The 24,199-nt window shown below is 26.0% G+C and carries 24 protein-coding genes; 13 read left to right on the top strand and 11 right to left on the bottom strand.

Going from position 1 to position 24,199, the window contains the following annotated elements; translation table 11 throughout:
* Positions 1 to 202 precede the first annotated feature (202 nt).
* Genes ETU08_RS03660 through truA form a run of 3 tightly spaced genes read right to left on the bottom strand, consistent with a single transcriptional unit; the run spans position 203 to position 2,261 of the window.
* On the bottom strand, positions 203 to 967 hold the full coding sequence (locus ETU08_RS03660; RefSeq protein WP_146261656.1) for an alpha/beta fold hydrolase: 765 nt from the start codon (positions 965 to 967) through the stop codon (positions 203 to 205).
* A gap of 15 nt (positions 968 to 982) precedes the next feature.
* Positions 983 to 1,504, bottom strand: a complete 522-nt coding sequence (locus tag ETU08_RS03655; RefSeq protein ID WP_146261655.1) for a mechanosensitive ion channel family protein — start codon at positions 1,502 to 1,504, stop codon at positions 983 to 985.
* A 13-nt stretch (positions 1,505 to 1,517) separates the two neighbouring features.
* On the bottom strand, positions 1,518 to 2,261 hold the full coding sequence (truA, locus tag ETU08_RS03650; RefSeq protein ID WP_146261654.1) for a tRNA pseudouridine(38-40) synthase TruA: 744 nt from the start codon (positions 2,259 to 2,261) through the stop codon (positions 1,518 to 1,520).
* A gap of 27 nt (positions 2,262 to 2,288) precedes the next feature.
* Here truA and ETU08_RS03645 point away from each other — a divergent pair, with 27 nt between their 5' ends.
* Positions 2,289 to 2,783 (top strand): metallophosphoesterase family protein, encoded by a 495-nt coding sequence (locus ETU08_RS03645; protein WP_146261653.1) that lies wholly within the window; start codon positions 2,289 to 2,291, stop codon positions 2,781 to 2,783.
* Between the two features lie 4 nt (positions 2,784 to 2,787).
* On the opposite strand, the gene ETU08_RS03640 is transcribed toward ETU08_RS03645, so the two are convergent.
* Both ETU08_RS03640 and ETU08_RS03635 read right to left on the bottom strand, forming a co-directional pair.
* Positions 2,788 to 3,558, bottom strand: a complete 771-nt coding sequence (locus ETU08_RS03640) for a C40 family peptidase (RefSeq protein ID WP_146261652.1) — start codon at positions 3,556 to 3,558, stop codon at positions 2,788 to 2,790.
* 9 nt (positions 3,559 to 3,567) lie between these two features.
* A complete protein-coding gene (locus ETU08_RS03635; RefSeq protein ID WP_146261651.1) occupies positions 3,568 to 4,200 on the bottom strand; it encodes an O-methyltransferase in 633 nt (210 codons plus the stop codon).
* 91 nt (positions 4,201 to 4,291) lie between these two features.
* On the opposite strand from ETU08_RS03635, the gene ETU08_RS03630 reads away from it, so the two are divergent.
* The 5 genes from ETU08_RS03630 to ETU08_RS12090 all read left to right on the top strand — a co-directional run bounded on the left by ETU08_RS03630 (position 4,292) and on the right by ETU08_RS12090 (position 8,982).
* Complete coding sequence (locus tag ETU08_RS03630; RefSeq protein WP_146261650.1) at positions 4,292 to 5,023, top strand: metallophosphoesterase; 732 nt, start codon at positions 4,292 to 4,294, stop codon at positions 5,021 to 5,023.
* A 601-nt stretch (positions 5,024 to 5,624) separates the two neighbouring features.
* Positions 5,625 to 6,818, top strand: a complete 1,194-nt coding sequence (locus ETU08_RS03625) for a phosphoglycerate kinase (RefSeq protein WP_146261649.1) — start codon at positions 5,625 to 5,627, stop codon at positions 6,816 to 6,818.
* A 76-nt stretch (positions 6,819 to 6,894) separates the two neighbouring features.
* On the top strand, positions 6,895 to 7,983 hold the full coding sequence (locus ETU08_RS03620) for a hypothetical protein (RefSeq protein WP_146261648.1): 1,089 nt from the start codon (positions 6,895 to 6,897) through the stop codon (positions 7,981 to 7,983).
* A 58-nt stretch (positions 7,984 to 8,041) separates the two neighbouring features.
* The gene (locus tag ETU08_RS03615; RefSeq protein WP_146261647.1) at positions 8,042 to 8,779 is read left to right on the top strand and encodes a zinc-binding dehydrogenase; all 738 of its coding nucleotides are present in this window, start codon (positions 8,042 to 8,044) and stop codon (positions 8,777 to 8,779) included.
* Positions 8,755 to 8,982, top strand: a complete 228-nt coding sequence (locus ETU08_RS12090) for a zinc-binding dehydrogenase (protein WP_375762807.1) — start codon at positions 8,755 to 8,757, stop codon at positions 8,980 to 8,982. Before ETU08_RS03615 ends, ETU08_RS12090 begins: the two co-directional genes overlap by 25 nt.
* 192 nt (positions 8,983 to 9,174) lie before the next feature.
* Here ETU08_RS12090 and ETU08_RS03610 read toward each other — a convergent pair whose 3' ends face one another.
* The 4 genes from ETU08_RS03610 to ETU08_RS03595 are packed head-to-tail and all read right to left on the bottom strand — an operon-like array spanning position 9,175 to position 14,592.
* Entirely contained in the window at positions 9,175 to 9,993 is an 819-nt protein-coding gene (locus ETU08_RS03610; protein WP_146261646.1) for a class I SAM-dependent methyltransferase, read from the bottom strand.
* Positions 9,994 to 10,045: 52 nt separating this feature from the next.
* On the bottom strand, positions 10,046 to 11,914 hold the full coding sequence (gene mnmG, locus ETU08_RS03605) for a tRNA uridine-5-carboxymethylaminomethyl(34) synthesis enzyme MnmG (RefSeq protein WP_146261645.1): 1,869 nt from the start codon (positions 11,912 to 11,914) through the stop codon (positions 10,046 to 10,048).
* A 37-nt stretch (positions 11,915 to 11,951) separates the two neighbouring features.
* Positions 11,952 to 12,365 (bottom strand): rRNA maturation RNase YbeY, encoded by a 414-nt coding sequence (gene ybeY / locus ETU08_RS03600; RefSeq protein ID WP_146261644.1) that lies wholly within the window; start codon positions 12,363 to 12,365, stop codon positions 11,952 to 11,954.
* A gap of 10 nt (positions 12,366 to 12,375) precedes the next feature.
* Positions 12,376 to 14,592, bottom strand: a complete 2,217-nt coding sequence (locus ETU08_RS03595; RefSeq protein WP_146261643.1) for a patatin-like phospholipase family protein — start codon at positions 14,590 to 14,592, stop codon at positions 12,376 to 12,378.
* Between the two features lie 171 nt (positions 14,593 to 14,763).
* Here ETU08_RS03595 and ETU08_RS03590 point away from each other — a divergent pair, with 171 nt between their 5' ends.
* Genes ETU08_RS03590 through ETU08_RS03560 form a run of 7 tightly spaced genes read left to right on the top strand, consistent with a single transcriptional unit; the run spans position 14,764 to position 20,769 of the window.
* Positions 14,764 to 15,909 carry a glycosyltransferase gene (locus tag ETU08_RS03590; protein WP_146261642.1) on the top strand — a complete coding sequence of 382 codons (1,146 nt, stop codon included), beginning with the start codon at positions 14,764 to 14,766 and terminating at the stop codon, positions 15,907 to 15,909.
* Between the two features lie 21 nt (positions 15,910 to 15,930).
* Entirely contained in the window at positions 15,931 to 16,854 is a 924-nt protein-coding gene (locus ETU08_RS03585) for a glycosyltransferase family 2 protein (protein WP_146261641.1), read from the top strand.
* 1 nt (position 16,855) lies between these two features.
* Entirely contained in the window at positions 16,856 to 17,392 is a 537-nt protein-coding gene (locus tag ETU08_RS03580; RefSeq protein WP_146261640.1) for an LbetaH domain-containing protein, read from the top strand.
* A gap of 2 nt (positions 17,393 to 17,394) precedes the next feature.
* Positions 17,395 to 17,937: a DapH/DapD/GlmU-related protein gene (locus ETU08_RS03575; RefSeq protein ID WP_146261639.1), complete on the top strand. Its 543-nt coding sequence runs from the start codon at positions 17,395 to 17,397 to the stop codon at positions 17,935 to 17,937.
* Entirely contained in the window at positions 17,934 to 19,085 is a 1,152-nt protein-coding gene (locus ETU08_RS03570; protein WP_185145271.1) for a glycosyltransferase, read from the top strand. Before ETU08_RS03575 ends, ETU08_RS03570 begins: the two co-directional genes overlap by 4 nt.
* Positions 19,086 to 19,095: 10 nt before the next feature.
* Positions 19,096 to 19,644, top strand: coding sequence for a serine O-acetyltransferase (locus ETU08_RS03565; protein WP_146261638.1), 549 nt, complete (start codon positions 19,096 to 19,098; stop codon positions 19,642 to 19,644).
* 15 nt (positions 19,645 to 19,659) lie between these two features.
* The gene (locus tag ETU08_RS03560; RefSeq protein WP_146261637.1) at positions 19,660 to 20,769 is read left to right on the top strand and encodes a glycosyltransferase; all 1,110 of its coding nucleotides are present in this window, start codon (positions 19,660 to 19,662) and stop codon (positions 20,767 to 20,769) included.
* Positions 20,770 to 20,873: 104 nt separating this feature from the next.
* Here the strand turns inward: ETU08_RS03560 and ETU08_RS03555 are convergent, their stop codons facing one another.
* Complete coding sequence (locus ETU08_RS03555; RefSeq protein ID WP_146261636.1) at positions 20,874 to 23,264, bottom strand: peptidase associated/transthyretin-like domain-containing protein; 2,391 nt, start codon at positions 23,262 to 23,264, stop codon at positions 20,874 to 20,876.
* Between the two features lie 126 nt (positions 23,265 to 23,390).
* A complete protein-coding gene (locus ETU08_RS03550) occupies positions 23,391 to 24,134 on the bottom strand; it encodes a hypothetical protein (RefSeq protein ID WP_146261635.1) in 744 nt (247 codons plus the stop codon).
* Positions 24,135 to 24,199: the final 65 nt, after the last annotated feature.

Here is a 24,199-nt window from a genome sequence, read left to right as displayed (position 1 = left end):
AAAAAAACTTAACTCATAATTTAGTTATCCTTAATTTAAATGAATTTTAGATTGATCTTGCTTCCCTAAAATTTATCTGAAAAGATTTTCTCAAAAATTACAGAAATAATTTTCCAGTTTTGCAATTTGAGATTCATGAATTAACTTAAAATAAGTTATTATTAATCAATAAGAATAATACTTAATTTATAATTTGATTAATTTAAAACTTAGTTTTCAACCAAGTTTCTATTATTTCTAAACTTTCATTGGGTGCCTCTAATGAGCCCATATGTCCCGTAGGTAATTCATAAAAACTTATGTGATCTAATCCTTCTAAATTATTTTTTAAATCTATATTTATTATGGCTTTATCGTACGTTCCCAACAAAATAAAAACGGGTTTATGGAATTCTTTTATAATATTTGTTCTGTTTTCCCTTAACCGCATTCCTTTTAATGAAGCGGAGATACCTTTTAAAGTGGTCTCATTTGCCCAAGAAGTAGCTATTTCAATATAGATTTTAGATTTAATTGAATTACTATCAGCAAAGAGGTTAGGTATAGCAAGAGAAAAAAAATCTTTTGGATTTTTAATTGCTAACTCAGCAGCTCTTAATCTTTGTTCTTTTTTTTCCTCATCATCTGGTAGAGTAGTAGAGTAGAAAAGTCCCAAACCATCTATTTTACTTTTATACAAATCAACCAACGCAAGTGCAACATATCCTCCCATTGAATGTCCTATTATAGTAAAATTATCAATCTTTAAAAATTCCAATACTTCATTAACTTTTTCTGCCATATATTCCATTGTATATATCTCTTCAGATAAATCAGAAGATTTGCCATGTCCAGGAAGATCAATGGTTATTACTCTGTAATTTTTAGAAAGTTTTTCTTGGAAGTGTTCCCACATTTTTAAATTCTCTAAAAATCCGTGTAATAAAACTATTGACTTTCCTTTTCCTTTATCTTTATAAAATAGCATTTATATTTTTTTTACTTATTCTTCTCTACTAATTGTATAGATTGCTTTTTGTAATATTAAATTATTGGGTATCATAATGGGTAAACCTTCTTTAGAAAGTAATATTACATAAAAGGCTTTTATATCTTCTACTTTTGCTTCTATGCCCATATCTTTATCTAAAATTTTTATGGTATCCCCAATTTTAAAAGGAGAAGTAAAATATATTATAAATCCTGCGGTAACATTACTAAGTATTGACCATTGTGCGAAAAAGGCTACCCCAACTATAGCGAAAAATGAAGCAAACGAAGCGAATAGCCATTGAGGGGTAACCCCCCATATGGTAATTAGTAGCACAAACCCTATAATGTTTATTAGTACGTTAAAGTATTTTATAATTATTTTAATTCTTATTTCCTTAATATTGGCATGCGCACTATATTTTTTTATTATACGATTTACAATTAATTTAATTAAAAAAATGACTACTAACGTAATTATTGTAGCAATAATTTGGGTATGATATTGATTAAAAAAACTGGTTATAAATTCCATTTTTATACATTTATTATTTAAAAATTTCTGGAGGATATTCTATATCTATTAGAATTAAGCCTTTGGCAGGTGCTGACGTTGAAGCAAAGCTTCTATTTTTTTTCTGAATAATTAATTCAAATTCTTGTTCGCTAATTTTTCCTCTTCCTACATCAATTAATGTTCCTACGATTGCTCTTACCATATTCCTTAAAAAACGATTGGCAGAAATTGTAAAAATGAATTCATCATTTTTTTCTTCCCATTTTGCTTGTTTAACTACACAATCATTGGTTTTATTGTCTGCATGTAATTTAGAAAAACTGGTGAAATCTAAATATTTAAATAAGATTTTAGCAGCATTATTCATTTTTATTAAATCTAAATTATAATTCAAGTATTGTGCGTGAAATTCTCTTTTAAATGGGTTTTTAGTTGTTGTAATTGAGTATTTATAAGTTCTTTTTACTGCGTCAAACCTTGCATGAGCATTTTCTGCAACTTTTATGAATTTTTTTATTAGTATATCCTGAGGTAAAAATGAATTCATTTTATCAATAAATTTCTCCGTTAAATCATCTGCATAATCAAAATGCGCAAACATTTTACTTGCATGAACTCCTGTATCTGTCCGACCTGCACCAACAGTTTTAATCTCAGTTCTCAAAATTTTACTTAATCTATCTTCTAAGACTTCTTGAACCGTAATTTGATTGGGCTGTTTTTGATATCCAAAATAATTCGTGCCGTCGTATGAAAATTCTATAAAATATCGCAATTCTATCGTATTTTTGAAACAAAAATAGTGAGAAAAATCTTATTACTTTCTGATACTCATTCTTACATTGATGATAAAATTTTAGATTACGCTTCACAAGCGGATGAGGTATGGCACGCTGGTGATATTGGAGACGTTAATGTTTCTGATGCTTTAAAAAAAGTTAGTTTGTCTTTTAAAGCAGTTTACGGAAATATAGATGGCTCTGAAATAAGAAAAGAATTTCCATTAAATCATAGATTTATGTGTGAATCTATAGATGTTTGGATGACTCATATTGGTGGATATCCAGGAAAATATGCACCTGTGGTAAAAGATCAGATTAAAGAGAACCCTCCTAAACTTTTTATTTGTGGACATTCTCACATTTTAAAAGTTATGAATGATAAAAAATTTAATCTTCTTCATATGAATCCTGGAGCCATAGGAATTTATGGTTTTCATAAAGTACGAACAATGCTTCGTTTTCTCATTGATGGTGAAGATGTTAGGGACTTAGAGGTTGTTGAATTTTCTCGTTAATTTTTTATATAATTCTTCTCATTAATCTTAATTGATGGGTATATCTATTTAAATCTAAATTAAAAATTCCGGTATAATCTAGGCTATCTATTCTAACTCTTCCATGTGCATGTAAAATTTTTTGACTTGGAAGAATAATTCCTACATGAACAATTTTTCCCTCCTCATTTTCAAAAAAAGCTAAATCTCCAGGTTCAGACTCTTCTATAAAACTTAGTACTTGACCAACTTCTGCTTGTTGATAAGCATCTCTTGGCAATTGATAACCTGCAATTTTGTAAACCATTTGGGTAAGACCACTACAATCAATTCCATAAGGTGATTTTCCTCCCCATAAATAGGGAGTATTTATATATTTAAAGGCAATTTCTAATAATTTATTTTTATCTAATTTTTGATTATTAAGATTTTCTTCAACTATAAATTTATGGTTAGGGGATAATTCGAAAATATTATTCTCGCTTAAATGATGTATTTCTGCTCCTATAGTTACAGGAAAAGGTTGATTTTTATAAATTAAAAGATTAAAGGGTTCTATTATATAGGATGTCTTTTGAGAAAAAAGTGAGAATTTATCTAATTCTAAATTTAAGATTTGTTTTGAGTCTACCCAACCTTCATAATTATCATATTCTACTTTAATTTTATTCCATTGCTTATTCGTATCTAGTACTTCACACAATTCACCAAACAAAAGTTGAGTAACCATTTCAGCAGCGTCTGAAGGTTCTTTTCTAACTGGTGCTACACTAACCTGTACTACAGATTTATTCATAAGTTTTTTCTATTTTTTTCTTATAATGCTTAAACCGTCCCTTATGGGTAAAATTACAACTTCTAATTCTTTATCAGTATTAACTTTATTATTAAAATCCTTTATTATTTCAGTTTTTTTATCTCCTTTATGGTCTATCACTTTTCCTTTCCATAAAATGTTATCAGCTAGTATAATTCCTCCTTTTTTAAGTTTTGGTTTAACTAGATCTAAATAATTGGAATAGTTTTCTTTATCAGCATCTAAAAACACTAAATCAATAGTTTCAATTATTTTTGGAATATATATAAGTGCATTTTCAATTTTAAATTCTATTTGATCTTTAAATTCAGAAATTTCAAAATATTTTTTAGGAATGTAAGCGGTTTCCAAATTTTTGTCCAGTGTTAATATTTTACCAGATGAAGATAAGCCTTCTGCTAAACAAAGAGTTGAATATCCTGTAAAAGTTCCTATTTCTAATATAAATTTAGGATTTATCATTTTTGAAATCATACTTAAAATTCTTCCTTGTAATACACCGGATAGCATATGTGGTTGGGTAGTTTTTAAATGTGTTTCCTTTCGTATTTGTCTTAATATAGAATTTTCTTGTTCACTATTTTCTTCTATATATTTTTCTAATAATGGATTCAATTCCATAACCTTTTAAAATTGTAAATTTAACAAAGGTACTAACATAGCATTATTTATTAATAATACATATAATAATTAATTTGTAACTTTAATATCTATGGAAAGAATTTTAGTAGTGGGAGATATACACGGTGGTTTTAAAGCATTAACTCAAGTTTTTAAAATAGCTAATGTATCTAACAATGATCAGCTAATTTTTTTAGGTGACTATGTGGATGGATGGAGTGAATCTCCTCAAGTTTTAGACTTTTTAATTAATCTAAAACATACAAATTCATGTATTTTTATTAGAGGAAATCATGATGTTTATTTATTGAACTATTTAAAGCATGGAGATTTAGACCCGACTTGGTTAATTCATGGTGGTTCAGCTACTGTTAATAGTTATGAAAAGATCTTAAAAAAAACTATTTTTAAGCATATACAGTTTTTAGAGGAACTTGAGTCCTATTATTTGGATCATGATAATCGTTTATTTTTACATGCTGGTTTTACACATATGAGAGGTGTTGATTTTGAGCGTTATAATGAATCGTTCTATTGGGATAGAACTTTATGGGAAACAGCAGTAGCTTTAAATACCAATATTAATAAAGATTCTGATCTTTATCCTAAAAGATTTAAGTTGTATAATGAAATATACATAGGACACACACCAACCACACATATTTGCTCAACTATTCCTACTCAAAAAGCTAACATTTGGAATATAGACACGGGCGCAGCTTTTAATGGAAAATTATCTATTTTAAATATAAATAATAAAGAATTTTGGCAAAGTAATTCTCTACCAAACTTATATCCTAATGAAAAGGGGAGAAACCATTAGTTATATGTGCTACTACAATCTTGTTAATAAATTGAAGCATAAGCAGCTCTTCTAATATATCCTATCATTAACAATATCAAGGAATTAATATTTAATTAAAATATTAATTCACTGATATAATGAATCTTAATAAGTAATTAACAATTATAATTTATCTTTGTTTAAAATTTTATAAAAATAAATTTTGTTATAACTAAAAGATTTTGAATTAAAATTTTTTTAAAACTGCACAAATTTTATTTTAGAAATTTACTCATCATTTATTTTTATAGATGTAACCCATTATTAACATAATTGTTTATCCATTTTAAGTTATTAATATTATATTTATATTTGTTAATAACCTTTTAATTTACTTAAAATCAAAATTTTAATTCAATTAGTAATTGTTAATAACAATAAAATAAATCTTTATAACTAATATTTTATAAGTTATCCACATATCAACAGCCCTATTATTACAACTATTATTATTTTCTCTATTTATTAATTAAAAAAGAAGAAGAATATATAATTAAATGTGGATAAAATTAAGATTGAAAAAATTTCAATTTTATTTTTAATGAAGGTATCTTTGTATTAAATAAACAAGCAATAAATTATGAAGACAGTTAATGATTTTAATTTCAATGGAAAAAAAGCATTGATAAGAGTTGATTTTAATGTCCCTCAAGATGATAATTTAAAAGTTACTGATAATACGAGAATAGTTTCTGCTAAAGATACGATTGATAAAGTTTTAAAAGATGGAGGATCCGCAATTTTAATGACACATTTGGGTAGACCTAAAGGGGAAGCTTCTGAAAAATATTCTTTGAAATTTATAGTTGATGAAGTATCTAATGTATTAGGTTGTTCGGTTAAATTTGTGGATGAATGTGTTGGCGATAAAGCTGAGAAAGCTGTTTCAGAATTAAAATCTGGAGAAGTACTTTTATTAGAGAATCTAAGATTTCATAAAGAAGAAGAACAAGGAGATGTTAACTTTGCAAAGCAGTTAGCAAAATTAGGAGATATTTATGTAAATGATGCCTTTGGTACTGCTCACAGAGCTCATGCATCAACAGCAGTGATAGCTCAATTTTTTCCTAATAATAAATGCTTTGGTCTTTTAATGGCTAAAGAACTTGAAGCTATACAAAAAGTACTTAAAACGGGAGAAAAACCTGTTACTGCAATCTTAGGTGGATCTAAAGTTTCTTCAAAAATTACGATTATTGAAAATATTCTTCCTGTAGTTGATAATCTTATTATTGGAGGTGGTATGACCTATACTTTTGTAAAAGCAAATGGTGGAAATATAGGAATATCTATCTGCGAGGATGATAAATTAGATTTGGCCTTAGAAATATTAAGAAAGGCAGCTGAAAACAATGTTAAAGTTTACATCCCTGAAGATTCAGTAGTAGCAGATAATTTTTCTAATGATGCTAATCGTAAAGTGGTTGATACAAAAGAAATCCCTGATGGATGGGAGGGATTAGATATTGGTCCTAAAACCATAAAGACTTTCTCTGAAGTTATATTAAATTCAAAAACTATTTTATGGAACGGTCCATTGGGAGTTTTCGAAATGCCTAATTTTGCTGTTGGAACTAAGGCAATGGGCGATGCTATTGGTGAAGCTACTAAAGGAGGTGCTTTTTCATTAGTTGGAGGTGGAGATAGTGTTGCCTTTGTTAAACAAAATAACTATACTAATAAAGTAAGTTATGTATCAACCGGTGGTGGAGCCATGCTAGAATCTTTAGAAGGTAAAGAATTACCTGGTGTAGCAGCTATTTTAGAAAATTAATTTCATATTTTTTTAAAATGATATAAAAGCTTATTATTTTAATATTAAGCTTTTATTTTTTTATTTATATTTAGAAATGAAAAATATATTTAAGATTAATAATCCGGAATATTTCTTGATACTTTTTTTTGGGTTATCTTATTACATATTCATTTTATATGATAATCATATTAGTTTAAAATTTAACTATCAGTACTTCTTATATGATTATAGTTTTGGCTTTATAAAAAGAGGTTTACTAGGGCAGATATTAAATATTTTGCCAATATCTATTACTGAACAAGTATTCGTAGGAATAGCGACATTACTCATTATTATACTGGGTATTCTTTTTGTTAAAATTATTGATGAAATAAATTTTAAAAATAAATTCTTAAGTTATTTCTTAATCTGTTTATTATTAATATCTCCTTCCTTATTGAAGAACTTATGGTATGATTTGGGTAGATTAGATATTTTAGGAATTTTATATTGCCTGTTATTCTTATTACCATTTAGCCAAAAAATAATTCATATACTTTTTATTTTATCTCCAATAGTTTTATTTATTCATGAAGGATTTTTATTATTATGGCTTCCTACATATTTTATATGTTGGTTTATAATAAATGATATGAAGATTAATAAAGTATTTTTATTTTTTTGTATTACATCTATTGCTTCTATTTTTTTTAATATATATTTTGGTAAATTAGAAGTTGATTTTGAAATATTTAAAAATTATCTTATTAATAAGTCTTCAGGTGAAGTTTATATTGAAAATACTGTAATTACAGATAGTTTATATAGTCAGATTTACAATTCAATGGTTTTAAATTTTACCCATGTAAAGTTTTGGTTTTTAGGTTTTATTAATTTATTTACTTTCATCTATATTATAAAAATTTTTTTTAAAATATTAAATATTAATAAGTTATATTATAAATTTATTTTTATTCCAATACCATTTACTTTTATAATGTTTTTCCTTGGATCTGATGCCTTACGTTGGTTTTCAAATATTTGTTTTTCATTGTATATCATACTTATAGCTATTTTAGCTAAGAATAAAAATGAAATTAGAGAATATAAATTTGAAGGTGAAGATTTTAATTATTTATGTTTTATGATATTCATACTATTAATTATGTTACCCTTTACTAAATTAGGTGTTCTTTGGTGGTAAAATAAGTATCTTTAAATAAAAATTATTATGAAATTTTGGTTAGCAGACAATAATTTACTTGAAAAAAGAGATCAAGATATACTTACGGAATCTATCTATTTTTATAGATAAGATATTAATCAAAATTAAAGCTTTTGGATTAAACAGAGCAGATTTAGGTCAAATATATGGGAATTATCCATCTCCTGAAGGTATTACATCTATTCTGGGAATGGAATTTTCGGGAGTAGTTATAAATTCTTTTAAAGGATGTATTTTCCAAAGTGGTGATCGAGTAATGAGACTAGTGTCTGGTGGGGCCTATGCGGAGTATATTTACGTAAGTGAGGATGAAATTATAAATATTCCAGATTCTTTGTCGTTTATACAAGCAGCTTCTCTTCCTGAGGCATGGTGTACAGTTTTATTAAACTTAAAACTCATTGGGAATATACAAAAAGGGCAGAGGGTTTTATTGCATTCAGCTAAAGGTTCTGTAGGTTCTGTAGCTATCCAATATGCTAAGTATTGTGGTTGTTATGTAGTTGCAACTACAAGAAGTGCTGAAAAATTAGATTATTTAAGAGATCAAGGTGCGGATATTACATTTTTATTATCTGAATTAGGAAATAGCTGTAAAAAAATAATAAATGAAAGAGGTATTGATCTTGTACTTGATCCAGTAGGTAAAAATACTTTTGAATTCGATCAGAAAGTACTAAATAAAGATGGCATAATTATAATAATAGGGATTATGAGCGGTAAAGAAATTAATCTTGATTTAGGTACCTTATTAATAAAAAGACAAAAATTGTAGGATCAACACTTAGATCTCAGCCTATATCGGTTAAAAAGAATTTATTAACTGATATAGAATTTTTATTACCTGAAATAATTACTAATCCAAGATTTAAAATTCCAATTTCTAAAATTTTTAAATGGAGAGAAACTCCTAAAGCATTAAAATTTATGGAGGAAAATAAAAATACAGGTAAAATTATTGTAGAGGTAGATGTGTAATTTCTTTTTTTTAATAATTTAGAAAATATGAAATAAAATTTTATATTTTATTTTGGGTTAAATATTATAATTAATACAGTGATATTCAATATATTAATTATAATATTTTTTATTTTTAACTTAGTTTCCTTAGAGTTTTATATATTCATTAATACATCATCATAAATATGTAATTCTCATGGCAATACAATTTTATTTTTTTTCGCTTAATATATAAATTACAGAAGAAAAATTTCCATTTATCATTCCTTTTAAATTTGATAATGATGCAATAAATGGAAATCTAAAAATACCAAAAGGATTTTTTGAATAACTTTCACTAATTAAAGATATGTAAAAACTGTCAAAGGGTAGGGGATATGTATGTAATACATTAAAATTGTTTATATTGAAAAATTGAATTGCACCTTCTTTTGAGTAATGAAAAATATGTCTAGGAACATCCCAAGCAGCCCATCTTTCTTTATAGAATTTTGCATCATAAGATTTATGATTAGGTAGAGCAATAATTAAATAACCATCTTTTTTTAATTTTGTTTTTAATTTACTAAGAATTTCTTCAGGATTTGATATATGTTCTAACACATGCCAGAGTGTAATTATATCTAATGAATTTTTTTCAATACTATCTAAAGAATTTATTATATTGTCTGTACCAATTTTTGATATAGCTATTTCTGAAGCTTTTGTATTGGGTTCTAAACCAAGAATTGAAAAGTCATTATTTTTCAAAAATTTTAGAAATGAACCATCTCCACAACCATAATCTAAAATTTTCCCTGATGACTTATATTTTGAAATAATTTTTAATTTATAATATTCATTTAACTTTTGTATGAATTGATATACTTTTGATTTTAATGTGTTGTTTTTTGTATGTGATAAATATTTTTCACTATTATAGTATTTATTCAGATCAATAGGAATATTATTAGTTTTTAAAACACCATCATAGTTAGTTTTAATCAGTTCAAAGGTTTCGTGAGTTAAAAAGTAATCAATAATTTTCATTGTAATAGTTATATATATAATACAAAATGTTCCACGTGGAACATTTTGCTTTTTATCTTCCTAGGTAAATTAATAAGATATTTATATCTGAAGGAGAAACTCCACTTATCCTGTTTGCTTGACCAATAGTTTCAGGTTTAAATTTTATAAATTTTTGTTTAGCTTCTGTAGATATACTATTTAGTTTGTTGTAATCAAAATTTGATGGAATTTTAATATTTTCTAAGCGATTTAATTTTTCTACATTTTCTAATTCTTTATCTATATAACCTTTATATTTTATTTTAATTTCGGTTTGTTCTAAAACATCTTCTGAATAATTGTTTTGCTTAATAAAATCTTCAATTTGAGGGATTTGTTCAAGATCTTTTAATCTTATATTCGGTCTTAATAAAATACTTTCTGCTTTCACAGTTTGATTAATTAAGGTAGAATTATTATATTCTAAAATAGGATTTGTTTGTTCTTTATGAATGGATGTAGTTTTAATAAATTGGATTAATTCATTAGTTTCTTTTAATTTTTTCTCTAAAGATATAATTCTTTCATTAGATGCTAATCCGATGGAGTGTCCCAATGGTGTTAATCTTTCGTCTGCATTGTCTTGTCTTAGGCTCATTCTATATTCAGCTCTTGAAGTAAACATTCTATATGGTTCTTCAGTGCCTTTAGTAATAAGGTCGTCAATAAGAACTCCTATATAAGCCTGATTTCTTCTTAAAATTAATGGATCTTTGTTTTGTACTTTTAATGATGCATTTATACCTGCTATTAGCCCTTGGGCAGCTGCTTCTTCATAACCTGTAGTTCCATTTATTTGTCCGGCAAAATATAATTGTTCAATAATTTTTGTTTCTAAAGTATTTTTAAGTTGAGTAGGAGGGAAGTAGTCGTATTCTATGGCGTAACCAGGTCTAAACAATTTAGCTTCTTCAAATCCAGGAATTAAACGAAGTGCTTTTATTTGTATATCATCTGGCAAGGAGGTACTAAAACCATTAATATAATATTCTATAGTTTTCCAACCTTCAGGTTCAGCAAATATTTGGTGTCTTTCTCTTTCTGCAAATCTATTAATTTTATCCTCTATGGATGGACAATATCTTGGTCCCGTGCTTTTTATAGTTCCATTAAAAAGAGGAGATCTTTCAAATCCCTCTTTAAGCGTTTCATGTACTTGAGTATTGGTGTATGTGATATAACAGCTTCTTTGATTTATTAGTTTTGAAGTTTTTGTATAGGAAAATTTTAATGGATTTTCATCGCCTTTTTGTTCTTCCATTTTAGAAAAATCTATGCTTCTTCCATCAACTCTTGGAGGTGTACCCGTTTTCATTCTTCCTGATTCAAAACCTAACTCAACAAGATTTTCAGTTATGCCAAATGCAGATTTTTCACCCATTCTGCCTCCACCAAATTGTTTATCACCTATATGTATTAATCCATTTAAAAATGTTCCATTAGTTAATATAAGTGATTTTGTATATATGGTTGCACCCATATAAGTTTTAACTCCTATTAATTTACTTTTTTCAGTAATAATATTGGTTACCATATCTTGGAAAAAATCGAGATTTGGAATAGATTCAAGTTGTAATCTCCATTCTTCTGAAAATCTCATTCGATCAGATTGTGCTCTTGGACTCCACATAGCAGGACCTTTAGAAAGATTCAGCATTTTAAATTGAATCATGGTCTTATCAGTTACTATTCCTGATAGACCTCCTAATGCATCTATTTCCCTTACAATTTGTCCTTTGGCAATACCACCCATGGCAGGATTGCAAGACATTTGCCCTATGGTTTGTAAATTCATAGTAATTAATAAGGTTTTAGACCCTAAATTAGCTGAAGCAGCAGCAGCTTCGGATCCTGCATGTCCACCGCCTACTACTATTACATCGTATTTATCTAATATCATATTTTTTTATATGTTCCACGTGAAACAATTTTTTAAATCAATTTTTATATAAATTAATATAGAAGTTTTCTTTTGCTCTCATTAATTTAGATTCATTGGGTGATTTATCATTATAACCAATGATATGAAGAATTCCATGAATTAGAACTCTAATTATTTCCTCATCAAATGATATATTATTTAATTTAGCATTATCAATTATTCTATCTGTGGATAAATAGAGGTCTCCTGAAACTCTATTGTTCTCTTTGTAATCAAAAGTAATAATATCTGTATAATAATCATGATCAAGGTATTTAATGTTAATTTCTAAAAGTTGTTCGTCCGAACAAAATATATAATTTATATTTCCTACCACATGATTTTCCATGGAAATAGCTTTATTAAGCCAATTTCTTATCTTTTGTTTATTTTTTAGTTTAAAGTTATTATTTGAAAAATAATTTATCATAATTAGGATTTTAAAACCAATAGCCTAAACCTACACTTAATACACCTTTATTTTGATTGGCTGAATATGAGTACATAAGATTTATAGGACCAAATGGACTGTCATACCCGTAGCCAATTCCAAAACTTGTATATTTATATTTAAAATAATTTATATTGTCAAAATCATTTTCTAAATTAGCTAAGTTTATATAAGTTTTTAAATAATGGTTTTTTAATAATCTATAGTTTAAAGAAGAATATAAGGTTAAAATTTGATCATTGAATACATAACCAAAGGGTAGTCCTAAAAAGCTTTTAAAATTATTAAAATCTTGTTTAAAATACCCACCTAAATAATATTTATATTGAAGTGATGGAGATTCAAATGAAACTCCTAAAAAAAGTTGGTTTTCAATAAATAATCTCTTAGTAATTGGAATTGTAAAATTCAAGTTGCCTTTCAGCATGGTAAATCTCTCTTTTTCAGCATTTGAAAATAAATTGAATCTAGCAGAAACGTCTAATTTAAAACCTCTTGATGGAAAATTTGCATTGTCTTGGGTATCTGCCTTTAAATATAAATATGTGTTAAAAAAATAATTTTCATCTTTTTTGTAATCAATATTATTTAAATAAAATGGCAAAGTATATATGTAATTGTATTCTAGCCCAGCACCTAATGCATACTTTTCCATTAGTGTTGATTGTATATAAATTTGCTGATTGAAGTTTCGAATGCGATCAAATGGATATTCATCGTTTTTTATATCGGAATAGTTAAAGTTGAAATTGGTGTAACTGGTATTTAAACCAAAACTAGGCATTATACCATTATCAATATAATAGTTCAAATTTGTTCTAAAATTATTACTAAAAATTATATCTAAGGATAAAGTTGAATTTTTTAAAAATAATTTATTTAAGGTTATGTTAGTTAAAAATGAAGCTTTGTAAACATCGTCGTAGTGTAAGCCTAATTTTATAAAATTATTACTTTTTTCATCTAAATGTAGAGTTATTTTCTGACTATTTTTGGTAGAGTCATATTTAATTTTATAATACACCTGATTATAATTTCCTGTAGAATATAAATTAGACACTCCTTGATTTAGTTTAGTTATTGATGAATTCATAGGTATGTGTAAACCAATTTTTCTTTTAATAAAAATAGAATCATCATCTGAATTACCCTCAATGGAAAAATTAGTTATAAATAAATATTTATCCTCAGGAAGTTCATTAATTCTAGGTCTTGATAAACTATCATAATTTTGTAATTCTGCAATTTTTTTTAGTTGAGGAAAGTATTTTTCAGCTACTATTTTACCTTTGGATAAAATAGAATCCTTTTTATCAAAATCTGTAACACTAAAATCATTTAAATCAGGTTTAATTAAAAGATCAACAAAATCTCTTTCATAATCTGTTTTTAAGTTTATTCTATAACTGACAATTTGATTAATTATATTTAAAATAGAGTTTATTTCTTTTGCACTTTGTAAGCCAGAACCTAAATCTACGCCAATAACAATATCCATACCTTTGTCTTTTAATGCTTTCGCAGGAAAATTGTTCACAATTCCACCATCAACCAAAGTTTTACCATTGATTTTAACAGGTTCAATTAGGGATGGATAAGCCCCACTCGCCAATACACTTAAGGGTAAAAAACCAGATTCCATTTGTATTTCTTCTCCAGTTTCTAAATCAGTTGCAATACATAAAAAAGGAATGGGTAAGCGAGAATAATCATGTACATCGTGTACATTGTATAATAATTTAGTTAACAAAAGTAAAGGGCCTTGGCCATCACTAATAGCAGAGGGAAAAGTAAGTTTAAAATTTTTTAAAGGTAAAGAAATAATATGTTTTTCGCCATAAGATTTATTAAACAAAGGTATATAATCTCTTTGTTTATTTTGAATAAATAATTCAGTAAAATCAACACTTTCAATGGCATTTTTAATTTCACTAGGAGAGTAGCCAGCAGCATATAATGATCCAATTATTGCTCCCATGCTTGTACCACTTATATAGTCAATTTTTATACCCGCTTTTTCGATGGCTTCTAACACTTCAATATGGGCAAAACCTTTAGCTCCTCCACCGCTTAAAACTAAACCTACTTTAGGCTTTCTATTTAGTGAATCTATATTAATATTTGATATACTTTCATTAACTTGAGCAAATGATAAATGGCTAATTATTAAAACTAAAAATATAATATATTTTTTAGAATATTCCATAATAACAAATATATAAAATTATAGTTGTTAGAATTTAAAATCTTAGGTATTCATATCTAATAAATTAATATTTTTGCTTTAAGAATTTGTATGTAATGTTTATCTATCATTAAGCACAGATAATAATACAAATAGTAGAAAATAAATTTTTGTTTTTATTATTATTAATATATGAAAAAAAAGGTACTTTTTTTTATACATACTATGAGGGGTGGTGGAGTTGAAAATGTATTGTTAAATATAGTTAATAATGAACAATTTAAGGATCTTAATATTACAATTTTATTAATTAGAAAAGAAGGTGATTTTTTAGAATTTATACCTAATGGAGTTAATTTAAAATTCCTAGCTTTAGGAAATGAATTTTTATCTAAAAATTCTATTATAAATTTTTTTCAAAAAAGTTTTAGATATTTAAAATTAAATTTTTTATTGAAATTTCCTTTTTTTATTAGAAAATTTTATATCCCAGAAGTATATGATGTAGAAAACGCCTTTTTAAGTGATTTAATTCCTATTTTAGATAAAATTAAGAGGAAAAACACTTATAATATAGGTTGGATTCATGGAGATATATATGCGAATAAAGCTGAAATTACTTTAAAAAATAAAGTTTTAAAGTCATCTCTAAATTTAGATAAAGTAATTTATGTATCAAAAAAATCTTTAAAGAGTGGTATTTTATGGAATCCAAACCTAAAAAAGAATGCACAGGTAATTTACAATCCAATTAATAAAGAAGAAATTTTAAAGAAATCATTGCAACCTATTGATTTTAATTTTAAAAATTTTGTATTTGTATGTATTGGTAGACTTTCTGGGGTAAAAGGTTATGAGGATTTAATTGAAGTACATAAAAAACTAATTTCTAATAATATTATACATGATATTGTTGTTGTAGGTAAAGGAGAAGATGAAAATATATTAAAAACAAAAATATTAAATTATAAAATTGAAAATACGTTTCACTTGTTGGGGCATAAACAAAATCCATATCCTTATTTAAAAAATGCAGATGCTTATTTATTAAATTCAAAAAGTGAGGGTTATCCTTTAGCTGTAAAAGAAGCATTGTTGTTAGGAAAACCTATGATTGTAACAAATGTAGGAGGAGTAAGTGAAATTGTAAATAATTCTAATGCTATTCTAATTGATTTTAATCAAGATCAACTGTATGAAGCAATTAAAAAAATGATTGTAGATAATGATTTTAGAAATCAATTAAGAATCAATAATGAAAAGCATTATGAAAATTACAATAAAAACATTATATACAATTCTTATAGAGAATTATTTTTTTATAAGAAAAATAAATAATTTTAGATATTATTAAATTTTATGACATCAGATTCTATCCATATATCCGTAATAACTCCTACTTATAATAGGTCACATACTTTACATAGAGTATTTAATTCTTTAAAACAACAAACTTTACAAAATTTTGAATGGATAATTATTGATGATGGGTCAACGGACAACACTAAAGTTGTAGTGGATGAATTTACCAAGGAAGAAAAATTCCCGATCGTTTATTATCAACAGAAAAATAAACATAAATTTTTATCCATATTTAAAGGTATTGATTTAGCTAAAGGTAAATATATTGCATTTGTGGATTCTGATGATAAAATCTTACCCAACGCTTTTGATACTTTTTATAGAGAAATAATAAAATTGCCAGAAAATAATAAATATTATGGAGTTATTGGACTATGTACCTATGAAGATGGCAATATTGCAGGAGATAAATTTCCTATATCCCCTTTAGATACATCTATATTTGATATGAGATACAAATATAAAGTGAAAGGAGATAAATGGGGATTGTCTATAAAAAAAGCTTATCAAGAAATAAATTTTGATATTTCAGCTTATGAAAATAAAGGTTTTATACCTGAAACTGTATTATTGTATTTATTTGATAAAGAAGGATATAAAACAAGATATATTAATGTAGCATCATTAATATACGTTTCTGATGCAGAAGATAATAAATCTTTAGCTAATAATTTTTATTCTTCTAAAAATTCCTTTGGTCTTTGTGAAAATTATAAAACTTTTATTACATGTTATAGAAATAGATTTTTAAATTATCCATTAGTATATTTTAAAAATTTTATAGCATATATTTTATTTGGAATTAAAAATCATAGATCTTTAAATGATTTATTAAAAATTGATGGTATTTTAATTAAAATTTTTATAATATTTTTTTATCCACTAGTTTATTTGTTTAAAGATAAAACTATAAGAGGTTAAAATGAAAACATCAATACAAAAAGATTATTACAGACATACTTCAAAATGGATTAATCATCCTTGGATTAAAACTATATTTAATATAGATTTTAGATATACCTATTTATTTAGAAAAATATCTGAAAAAAAAACACCTATAATATTTAATTTTTTTTTAAAAAGTTATTATAAATTTCTGTCTAAGCAGATAAATTACCATATAGATCTTAAAGCAACTATTGGAGATGGATTCTACATTATACATGCTCATAGACTTTATGTAGGACCTCGGGTCATTATAGGAAAAAACTGTAATTTTTCACATTGTACAACTATTGGACAAACAAAGGGTAGAGATAATATTATTATTGGTAATAAAGTATGGATTGGTACCTATTGTGTATTGGATGGAAATATTACGATAGGAAATAATGTATTAATTGCTCCACTTACTTATGTAAATTTTAATGTTCCTGATAATTCAATAGTAATAGGTAATCCAGCAAAAATTATTAAGAGAGAGAATGCCACAGAAGATTATATTAACAATACAATTTAATTATGACTAAGATACAGGCAGATTTGTATAGATATACGGGAAATAAAAACAGTTCAATATTTTGGAATTTTTTTAAAATAAGAGCTTTTAGGTATCAATACTATTATAGAATGTCTTGCAAAAAAAATAATTTTTTTATTAAAATAATTTTAAAAATATTAAGTCATAGAATAATAAGCAAGTATGGCTTTATCCTTGAAACAACAGATCAAATTGGGCCAGGTTTAATGGTATTAAGTACTTCTCTTTTAGGAGTAAATGCAGGTTCAAAAGTGGGTAAAAATTGCACCTTGTCTCAGGGAGTATATTTAGGAGTTGCAAATAGGGGAAAACTTAAAGGATGTCCAAAATTAGGAGATAATGTTTGGATAGGACCATACAGCATGATCGTTGGTAATATTAAAATTGGAAATAATGTATGGATAGGTCCCAATAGTTACATAAATATAGATATTCCTGATAATTCAAGGGTTTTTGGAAATCCGCCACAAATTATTCCTGACGAAAGTGCAGTCAAAGATTATATAATTAATCCTATAGAATGATTAAAAAGAAAAAAATTTTAATTAGAATAGGCTCGTTGAGACATGGAGGAGCTGAAAAAGTATTAGTAACTTTTCTAAAAAATATTCCAGAGAAGAAATATGAAATTGATTTATTGCTAAATCTAAAGTCAGGTAAATATCTACCAGAAGTTCCAAATTGGATAAATATTTATCACCTTCACGAAGGGGAGATGATCACAACAAATAAGCCTTGGGAAATACCTGTGAAAGTTTATAGAAGAAGTAAAGAAGAAATATTAAAAATTTTCCCAAATTTATTATATAAATATATTTTAAAAAAGAAGGATTATGACGTTGAGATAATAGCAAATCATACATTACTAGAAGAGGTTTTAAAAAGTCCTGTAAAAGAATCAAAAAAAATTGTCTGGGTTCATAGCGATTTATTCAATATTCCAAAATATTCAAAAGATAAGTTAAATAAATTTTTTAAAGCGGATCAAATACTTGCTATTTCAGATAATATTAAAAATGGGTTTGATAATTTAGCTTGCTCTAAAGAGGAAAAAGATAAAATTATAAAAATTTATAATCCTATTGATTCTAATGAAATTTTGCAAAAGGCTGATGATAAAAAAGATCTAGATTTTAAATTTGGTCAAGAAAAAATTTTTGTAGCCATTGGTACAGTATATCCAGCCAAAGGATTTGATAGATTAATTAATGTTCACATAAAACTATTAAATGAAGGTTTAAAACATAAAATTTGCATTGTCGGAGATGGTTATGATTTTAATAATTTAAATAATTTTGTTAAACTTCATAAGCTAGAAGATACAATTCATATGATAGGATATAGAAATAATCCCTATCCTTATTTAAAAAAATCTGATTTTTTTATACTTTCTTCTCGTTATGAAGGATATCCGACAGTATTATTTGAAGCACTTGCACTTAAAAAACCTATTATTGCGACAGATGTTTCCGGAGTTAGAGAAATGCTTCAAGAAGGAGAATTAGGAAAAATAGTTGAAAATTCAGAAGAAGGAATTTATGAAGGAATGAAAGAATTTTTAAGCGATATAAAGGTTCCTGATACCTATATTCAAAAATTAGAAAAAGAAGATTTACCATTTACATTAGAAAATTCTGTGAAAAAGATGATGGATGTTATTGATAAAAATTAAAATATAAACAATGTCTGATAGTAAAATAAAAAAAGACTATTTTAGAATATATGGGAGTTATCCAAAGAAATTTATTTTTAAATCATTATTAAATCCTAATTTCAGATATTTATATATTTTAAGAAAAGCTTCATATCACAAAAAGAAATCTATATTAGGAATATTTTATCGTTTATTACTTTACAGATATCAGATTAAATATGGTTTTCAAATTTACCCAGAAACTCTGATAGATGAAGGTTTTTATTTAGGACATTGGGGAACTGTTATAATTAACCCAAAAGTTAAAATAGGTAAAAATTGTAATATAGCTGCTGGTGTAACCATTGGACAGACAAATAGAGGTAAAAATAAAGGAACTCCAATTATAGGCAATGAGGTTTGGATAGGTACTAACGCAGTTATAGTAGGAAATATTACTGTAGGAACTAATGTTTTAATAGCACCTAATGCCTACGTTACAGAAGATATACCAGATCATTCTATTGTAATAGGAAATCCTGCTAAGTATAGTTATAATATAGATGCTACCAAAGGATATATAGAAAACAAAATTTAATCGTTTAAATAACTAATGATAAAATTATTATTTGTAAATACTGATCTTAGAGGAGGAGGAGCTGAAAAAGTTTTGGTTAATCTTTTAAATCGTTTAGATTTTACTAAATATGAAGTTACACTATTTACAGTTTTTAAAGAAGGAGTAAATAGAGAAAATTTAAGACCAGAAGTAAAGCAAAAATGGTTTTTTAACAATTTATTTAAAGGATATTCTAGAATAGCACTTATTTTTCCTCCAAGAATATTATTTAAATTTTTCATTAAAGAAAAATATGATATAATTATATCTTATTTAGAAGGATTTCCTTCAAGGATAGTTTCTGGTTGTGAAGATCCAAATACAAAAATTGTTAGCTGGATACATTTAGAATTATATAAAAATACTGTTTCGTATGAATTTAGAAATTTAAAAGAAGCAGAAAAAACCTATAATAAATTTGATAAAATTGTTTGTGTAGCAGAAAGTGTAAAAAAATGTTTACAAGAAAGTATTAATATTCGCCCAAATAAATTTAAAGTTATTTATAATTCCTTGGATATAGAAGATATTATTCATAAAAGTAAAGAGAATGTGCTTCCAATAAAAAATAAATTAAGGTTATGCACGGTGGGAAGGTTAAATCCACAAAAAGGGTATGACCGATTGTTAAGAATTGTTTCGAGATTAAAAAATGAAGATAATATAGACTTTGAATTACTTATTTTAGGAACAGGACCTCTGGAGAATGAATTAAAAAAATATGTAAAGGAAAATAAACTTATAGATACGGTGCAATTTTTAGGATATAATAAGAACCCATACGCATACATAAAATCTTCAGATTTATTTGTTTGTTCGTCTTATAAAGAAGGATATAGTACAGTTGTAACAGAATCAATAGTATTAGGTACACCAGTAATCTCAACAAATTGTTCTGGTATGTCAGAAATATTAGATGAAGGAAGATGTGGAGTAATTGTTAATAACGATGAAGAATCGCTATATTTAGGATTAAAAAATATTCTTTTAAATAATCAATTGATAGAGCATTATAAAGAAAAAGCAATTGAAAGATCGTTATTTTTAAAAGAAAGAAATGAATTGCAAAATTTTGATCATTTAATTTCTGAGCTTATTAATTAATATTATAAATTTGATTAATTTAGATTATAGGATATAAACTGAAAATTATGATTGAGTATATTAATATTTGAATATAACTGATATATATTGATTTTGATTTAAACTTATAGATCTAAAGTTAATTTTATATACAAATTTCTATCTAAATTGCCTACTTTATAAGCACCGATTCTGCTATAAACTCCAATACCTAAAAAACCTAATAAAAGTTTATTAGCCTCAATTCCAATTTCTTGATAATAATCTTTAGGTACTTCAAAAACAAAAAGTTGATGATCTTCTTTATGTGACATTCCACCAATAAGTCCTTTATAAACAAGTGTAAAATATAGTGATTTGGATTGATTCAATCTAATTGAAGGTAAATGATGTAAAAGCTGAAAGGAAGCAAACTTATCTGAAAAGAATGTTGAAGGTTCCATAGTTTCAAAACTTTGGTATCCCTTTACACTAAATCTCCCCCAAAGGCTTCTTCCTCCTTTGGCAACTCCAACACCCTCATAAGTATTCATTAATGGCGTTTCTCCAAAGGAAGCTCCCATATTTCCTAAAATTTCTGTAGATCCTAGTCTAGTATTTAATATATATAAGGTTGAGAGATATATCCGGTGTGTTGCAGTGCTATTATTAAATAGATTCCAAGATTTTGAGTAAGTAAGGTAATAGTAGGGTGGTATATCTTTAAGAGTCGTTCTTTTACCAGAAATAGATTCAATATATTTAACATTAGGAGCGTAGCGCATCATTACCGAAGTTGTTACAAAATTAAACCAAGTATCAACATTATAATTTTTAAATTTATAATCAAAATCTACTCTTTGTTTTTGATAGTTTAATAGAAAGGTAAAATCAATATTTTTAAAAAAGTTTTGTTTATAAGATAAATCAATAGTTCGGTAACTAAAATATTTATCATTATAAATGTTATTAGGTTTAGCTTCTAGTATATCTTTAGCTGTTTGATATTTAATTTTTGTTCTACCAACAGGCAATACGTCTGTTTCTAATTTTAATGTAAGTTCTCCTCCTTTTTTTTTATTAATATAAAAAGTTACCTCTCCACCGCCTTTTGTATCTTTGTCTTTAGTACCCTTAGCAATATAGCCTCCTATGCTAAAATTGTTGCTTAATTTCCAATTGGTTCTTCCGCCTACTTGATATCTAAATGATTCGTACATATTATTGCTAACCAAGTTAAATATGTCAAAATTAAAAAAACCAATAGGTAAAACTCCTGAGGATAAACTTCTTAGAAAACTAATTTTAGGTTCAACATTATATTTCTTAGAAAGTCTATTTAGTTCGTGGTAAGTATTAGATTCTTTATTTGAAAGGCTATCTGTTCTTAGGTTATATAAGGTGAGGTTTTTATCGGTATTTATTGTTTTTGATATAGCATACTCATATCCATTAAATTCCTTTGGATCAAATACAATAAGACTTTTAAAATTTAAGAAATTAGATTCTATAGTAGCAGTAGTTGATAATCTAGTGAAGAAAAATAAACTTTTAGGAAGTAATTTATTCATTTTTTCAATGAAATTTTTACTTAATAATTTTGTCTGAATATATTCATTCTCTGCATACCAAATACCATTATTTTCAGCATATGTAATTTCATAGTAAATGTCAGAGATTTTAGATGTATTACCTATGAGTTTTACTAGAGCATAACTCTTAGCATCAATAAATACCGTAAGACTTCTATAATTTTCTGATTGTGATTTCCCTTTGAATGTATAGATTATATAAGTTTTTCTACCATTTAAATCAATACTATCAACCAATAGTGAAGTATTGTGTTGTAGTTCCTTAGGAGTGAGTATTTTAGGTATTTCATTAACAAGTGATAGAGTAATGGTTGCATTAAATAGCTCAGGATCGCTAAAACCACCTGCTTTATAAGCAGTTACTATAGCTTTTCTTCCAAACTTTTTATCGTATTTATAAGTCATTGTTCTTTCTCCTAAAAAAAGCATACTTTTATCCAATAATGACTTAAATTTATTATTTAAAGAATCTAATTTTGTTTTAGGATTAGGAATGTAAGAGACAGAATCTGAAGGAGCTTCAATCGAAAATTTAACATAGGAATCAAATTCATAACTATCTAAATGATCAGGACTATTTAAATTTCTATTGTCCCACATTTTTTTAAGTATTTTTGTGGCTTTTAAATCATTTTTTAACTTTAATCCTTTCCTAAATAGATATACAGATTTATTTAGCTTTCCAATAGCCACTATTTTTTCTTCAAATCCTGGAATTTTTATTATTATTCTTTCATACTTTTTGGTGTCTAATACTTTAAAAATCCCGTCTTCGTTTGTAACTCCCAAAAAATTGTTTAATTTATCAAATACGGAAGCATTTATAATAGGTTGATTATTCTCAATATTGATAACTTTAATATCAATTTGTGCTTTTATAAACTCTGTAGATATTAAGAATATTAATAAAACAGTAATTAATTTATATTTTAGAGTTAAAATCACGTTATAATCTTACTATTTAATAATAAAAGTATGCAAATATAAAATATTTAAATATTTATTATATTTAAAATAAAACTACTCCTTAATATTTAAGAAGTAGTTTAATAATTTAAAAATTTTACTAATTTAAAATAACTGTGTAGATAAATGAATTATCCCTTCTTTTCTAGAAGGATTCCACATTGCTGTTGCTGATACAGGCAATTTATATCCTAAAACTGGAACATCTTTAGAAACGGTTAAACCAAAATTAACTACATCAAAATCTTTGGTACCATCCCCATAAAAGTTATATCCTTTTCCAAGGTTAAAAGCTGTACCAAAAAATACGTCTAGGTCAACTTTCTTATCTCTAAGCACAGAATAAGTGAGTCCAGTGTAAGTGGAAAATGTTTGATCACCTTTAGCATTTCTATCGTTACCATAAAAAGAGGTAACAACGTCTAACTTTAAAGGAAAATTTTCTGATAAAACATAGTACCCCCTTAAATCAAGTCTATGCCCAGTGGTTTTATTATCATAATTAAATATTTCATCAGCTTTTCCAGTAAGATCAGTATTGTTAAATACATCCCAAATTCCTAAACCCCATCGGGCGGTATTATATTTGAAATAATAATCAACTTCTTGGTAGTGTTTACCATTAGCATCGGATAAACCAACGCCTCCCCATACACCTAGTTTTAAATTATTTTTTTTATCGAAAGCATAATTGATATCAATTCCTGCTGCTGGAGCCTTAGAAACAATAATACCGTTCCATATATGGCTGGTTTCTAAATTCAAATTAAAGTCTAACTTATCAATTTCTTGACTGTATGAGAAATTTAGGAATGAAATAGAGGCAAGTAATAAAAGAAACTTTTTCATATTTGTGGTTTTATAAATTTATAATTAATACTTTAAAATTTTATGAATCTTTGTAAGTAAAACAT

The organism is Apibacter muscae, from assembly GCF_007845635.1.
Taxonomy (GTDB): domain Bacteria; phylum Bacteroidota; class Bacteroidia; order Flavobacteriales; family Weeksellaceae; genus Apibacter; species Apibacter muscae.
The sequence above is the reverse complement of the archived record's forward strand: the minus strand, read 5'-3'. Positions and strand labels throughout refer to the sequence as shown.

Bases quoted from the DNA above. Each gene is read 5' to 3' on its own strand.
- ETU08_RS03660 (WP_146261656.1), bottom strand. From the start codon at position 967: ATGCTATTTTATAAAGATAAAGGAAAAGGAAAGTCAATAGTTTTATTA.
- ETU08_RS03655 (WP_146261655.1), bottom strand. From the start codon at position 1,504: ATGGAATTTATAACCAGTTTTTTTAATCAATATCATACCCAAATTATT.
- ETU08_RS03640 (WP_146261652.1), bottom strand. From the start codon at position 3,558: ATGAATAAATCTGTAGTACAGGTTAGTGTAGCACCAGTTAGAAAAGAA.
- ETU08_RS03635 (WP_146261651.1), bottom strand. From the start codon at position 4,200: ATGGAATTGAATCCATTATTAGAAAAATATATAGAAGAAAATAGTGAA.
- ETU08_RS03630 (WP_146261650.1), top strand. From the start codon at position 4,292: ATGGAAAGAATTTTAGTAGTGGGAGATATACACGGTGGTTTTAAAGCA.
- ETU08_RS03625 (WP_146261649.1), top strand. From the start codon at position 5,625: ATGAAGACAGTTAATGATTTTAATTTCAATGGAAAAAAAGCATTGATA.
- ETU08_RS03620 (WP_146261648.1), top strand. From the start codon at position 6,895: ATGAAAAATATATTTAAGATTAATAATCCGGAATATTTCTTGATACTT.
- ETU08_RS03610 (WP_146261646.1), bottom strand. From the start codon at position 9,993: ATGAAAATTATTGATTACTTTTTAACTCACGAAACCTTTGAACTGATT.
- mnmG (WP_146261645.1), bottom strand. From the start codon at position 11,914: ATGATATTAGATAAATACGATGTAATAGTAGTAGGCGGTGGACATGCA.
- ybeY (WP_146261644.1), bottom strand. From the start codon at position 12,365: ATGATAAATTATTTTTCAAATAATAACTTTAAACTAAAAAATAAACAA.
- ETU08_RS03595 (WP_146261643.1), bottom strand. From the start codon at position 14,592: ATGGAATATTCTAAAAAATATATTATATTTTTAGTTTTAATAATTAGC.
- ETU08_RS03590 (WP_146261642.1), top strand. From the start codon at position 14,764: ATGAAAAAAAAGGTACTTTTTTTTATACATACTATGAGGGGTGGTGGA.
- ETU08_RS03585 (WP_146261641.1), top strand. From the start codon at position 15,931: ATGACATCAGATTCTATCCATATATCCGTAATAACTCCTACTTATAAT.
- ETU08_RS03580 (WP_146261640.1), top strand. From the start codon at position 16,856: ATGAAAACATCAATACAAAAAGATTATTACAGACATACTTCAAAATGG.
- ETU08_RS03575 (WP_146261639.1), top strand. From the start codon at position 17,395: ATGACTAAGATACAGGCAGATTTGTATAGATATACGGGAAATAAAAAC.
- ETU08_RS03570 (WP_185145271.1), top strand. From the start codon at position 17,934: ATGATTAAAAAGAAAAAAATTTTAATTAGAATAGGCTCGTTGAGACAT.
- ETU08_RS03565 (WP_146261638.1), top strand. From the start codon at position 19,096: ATGTCTGATAGTAAAATAAAAAAAGACTATTTTAGAATATATGGGAGT.
- ETU08_RS03560 (WP_146261637.1), top strand. From the start codon at position 19,660: ATGATAAAATTATTATTTGTAAATACTGATCTTAGAGGAGGAGGAGCT.
- ETU08_RS03550 (WP_146261635.1), bottom strand. From the start codon at position 24,134: ATGAAAAAGTTTCTTTTATTACTTGCCTCTATTTCATTCCTAAATTTC.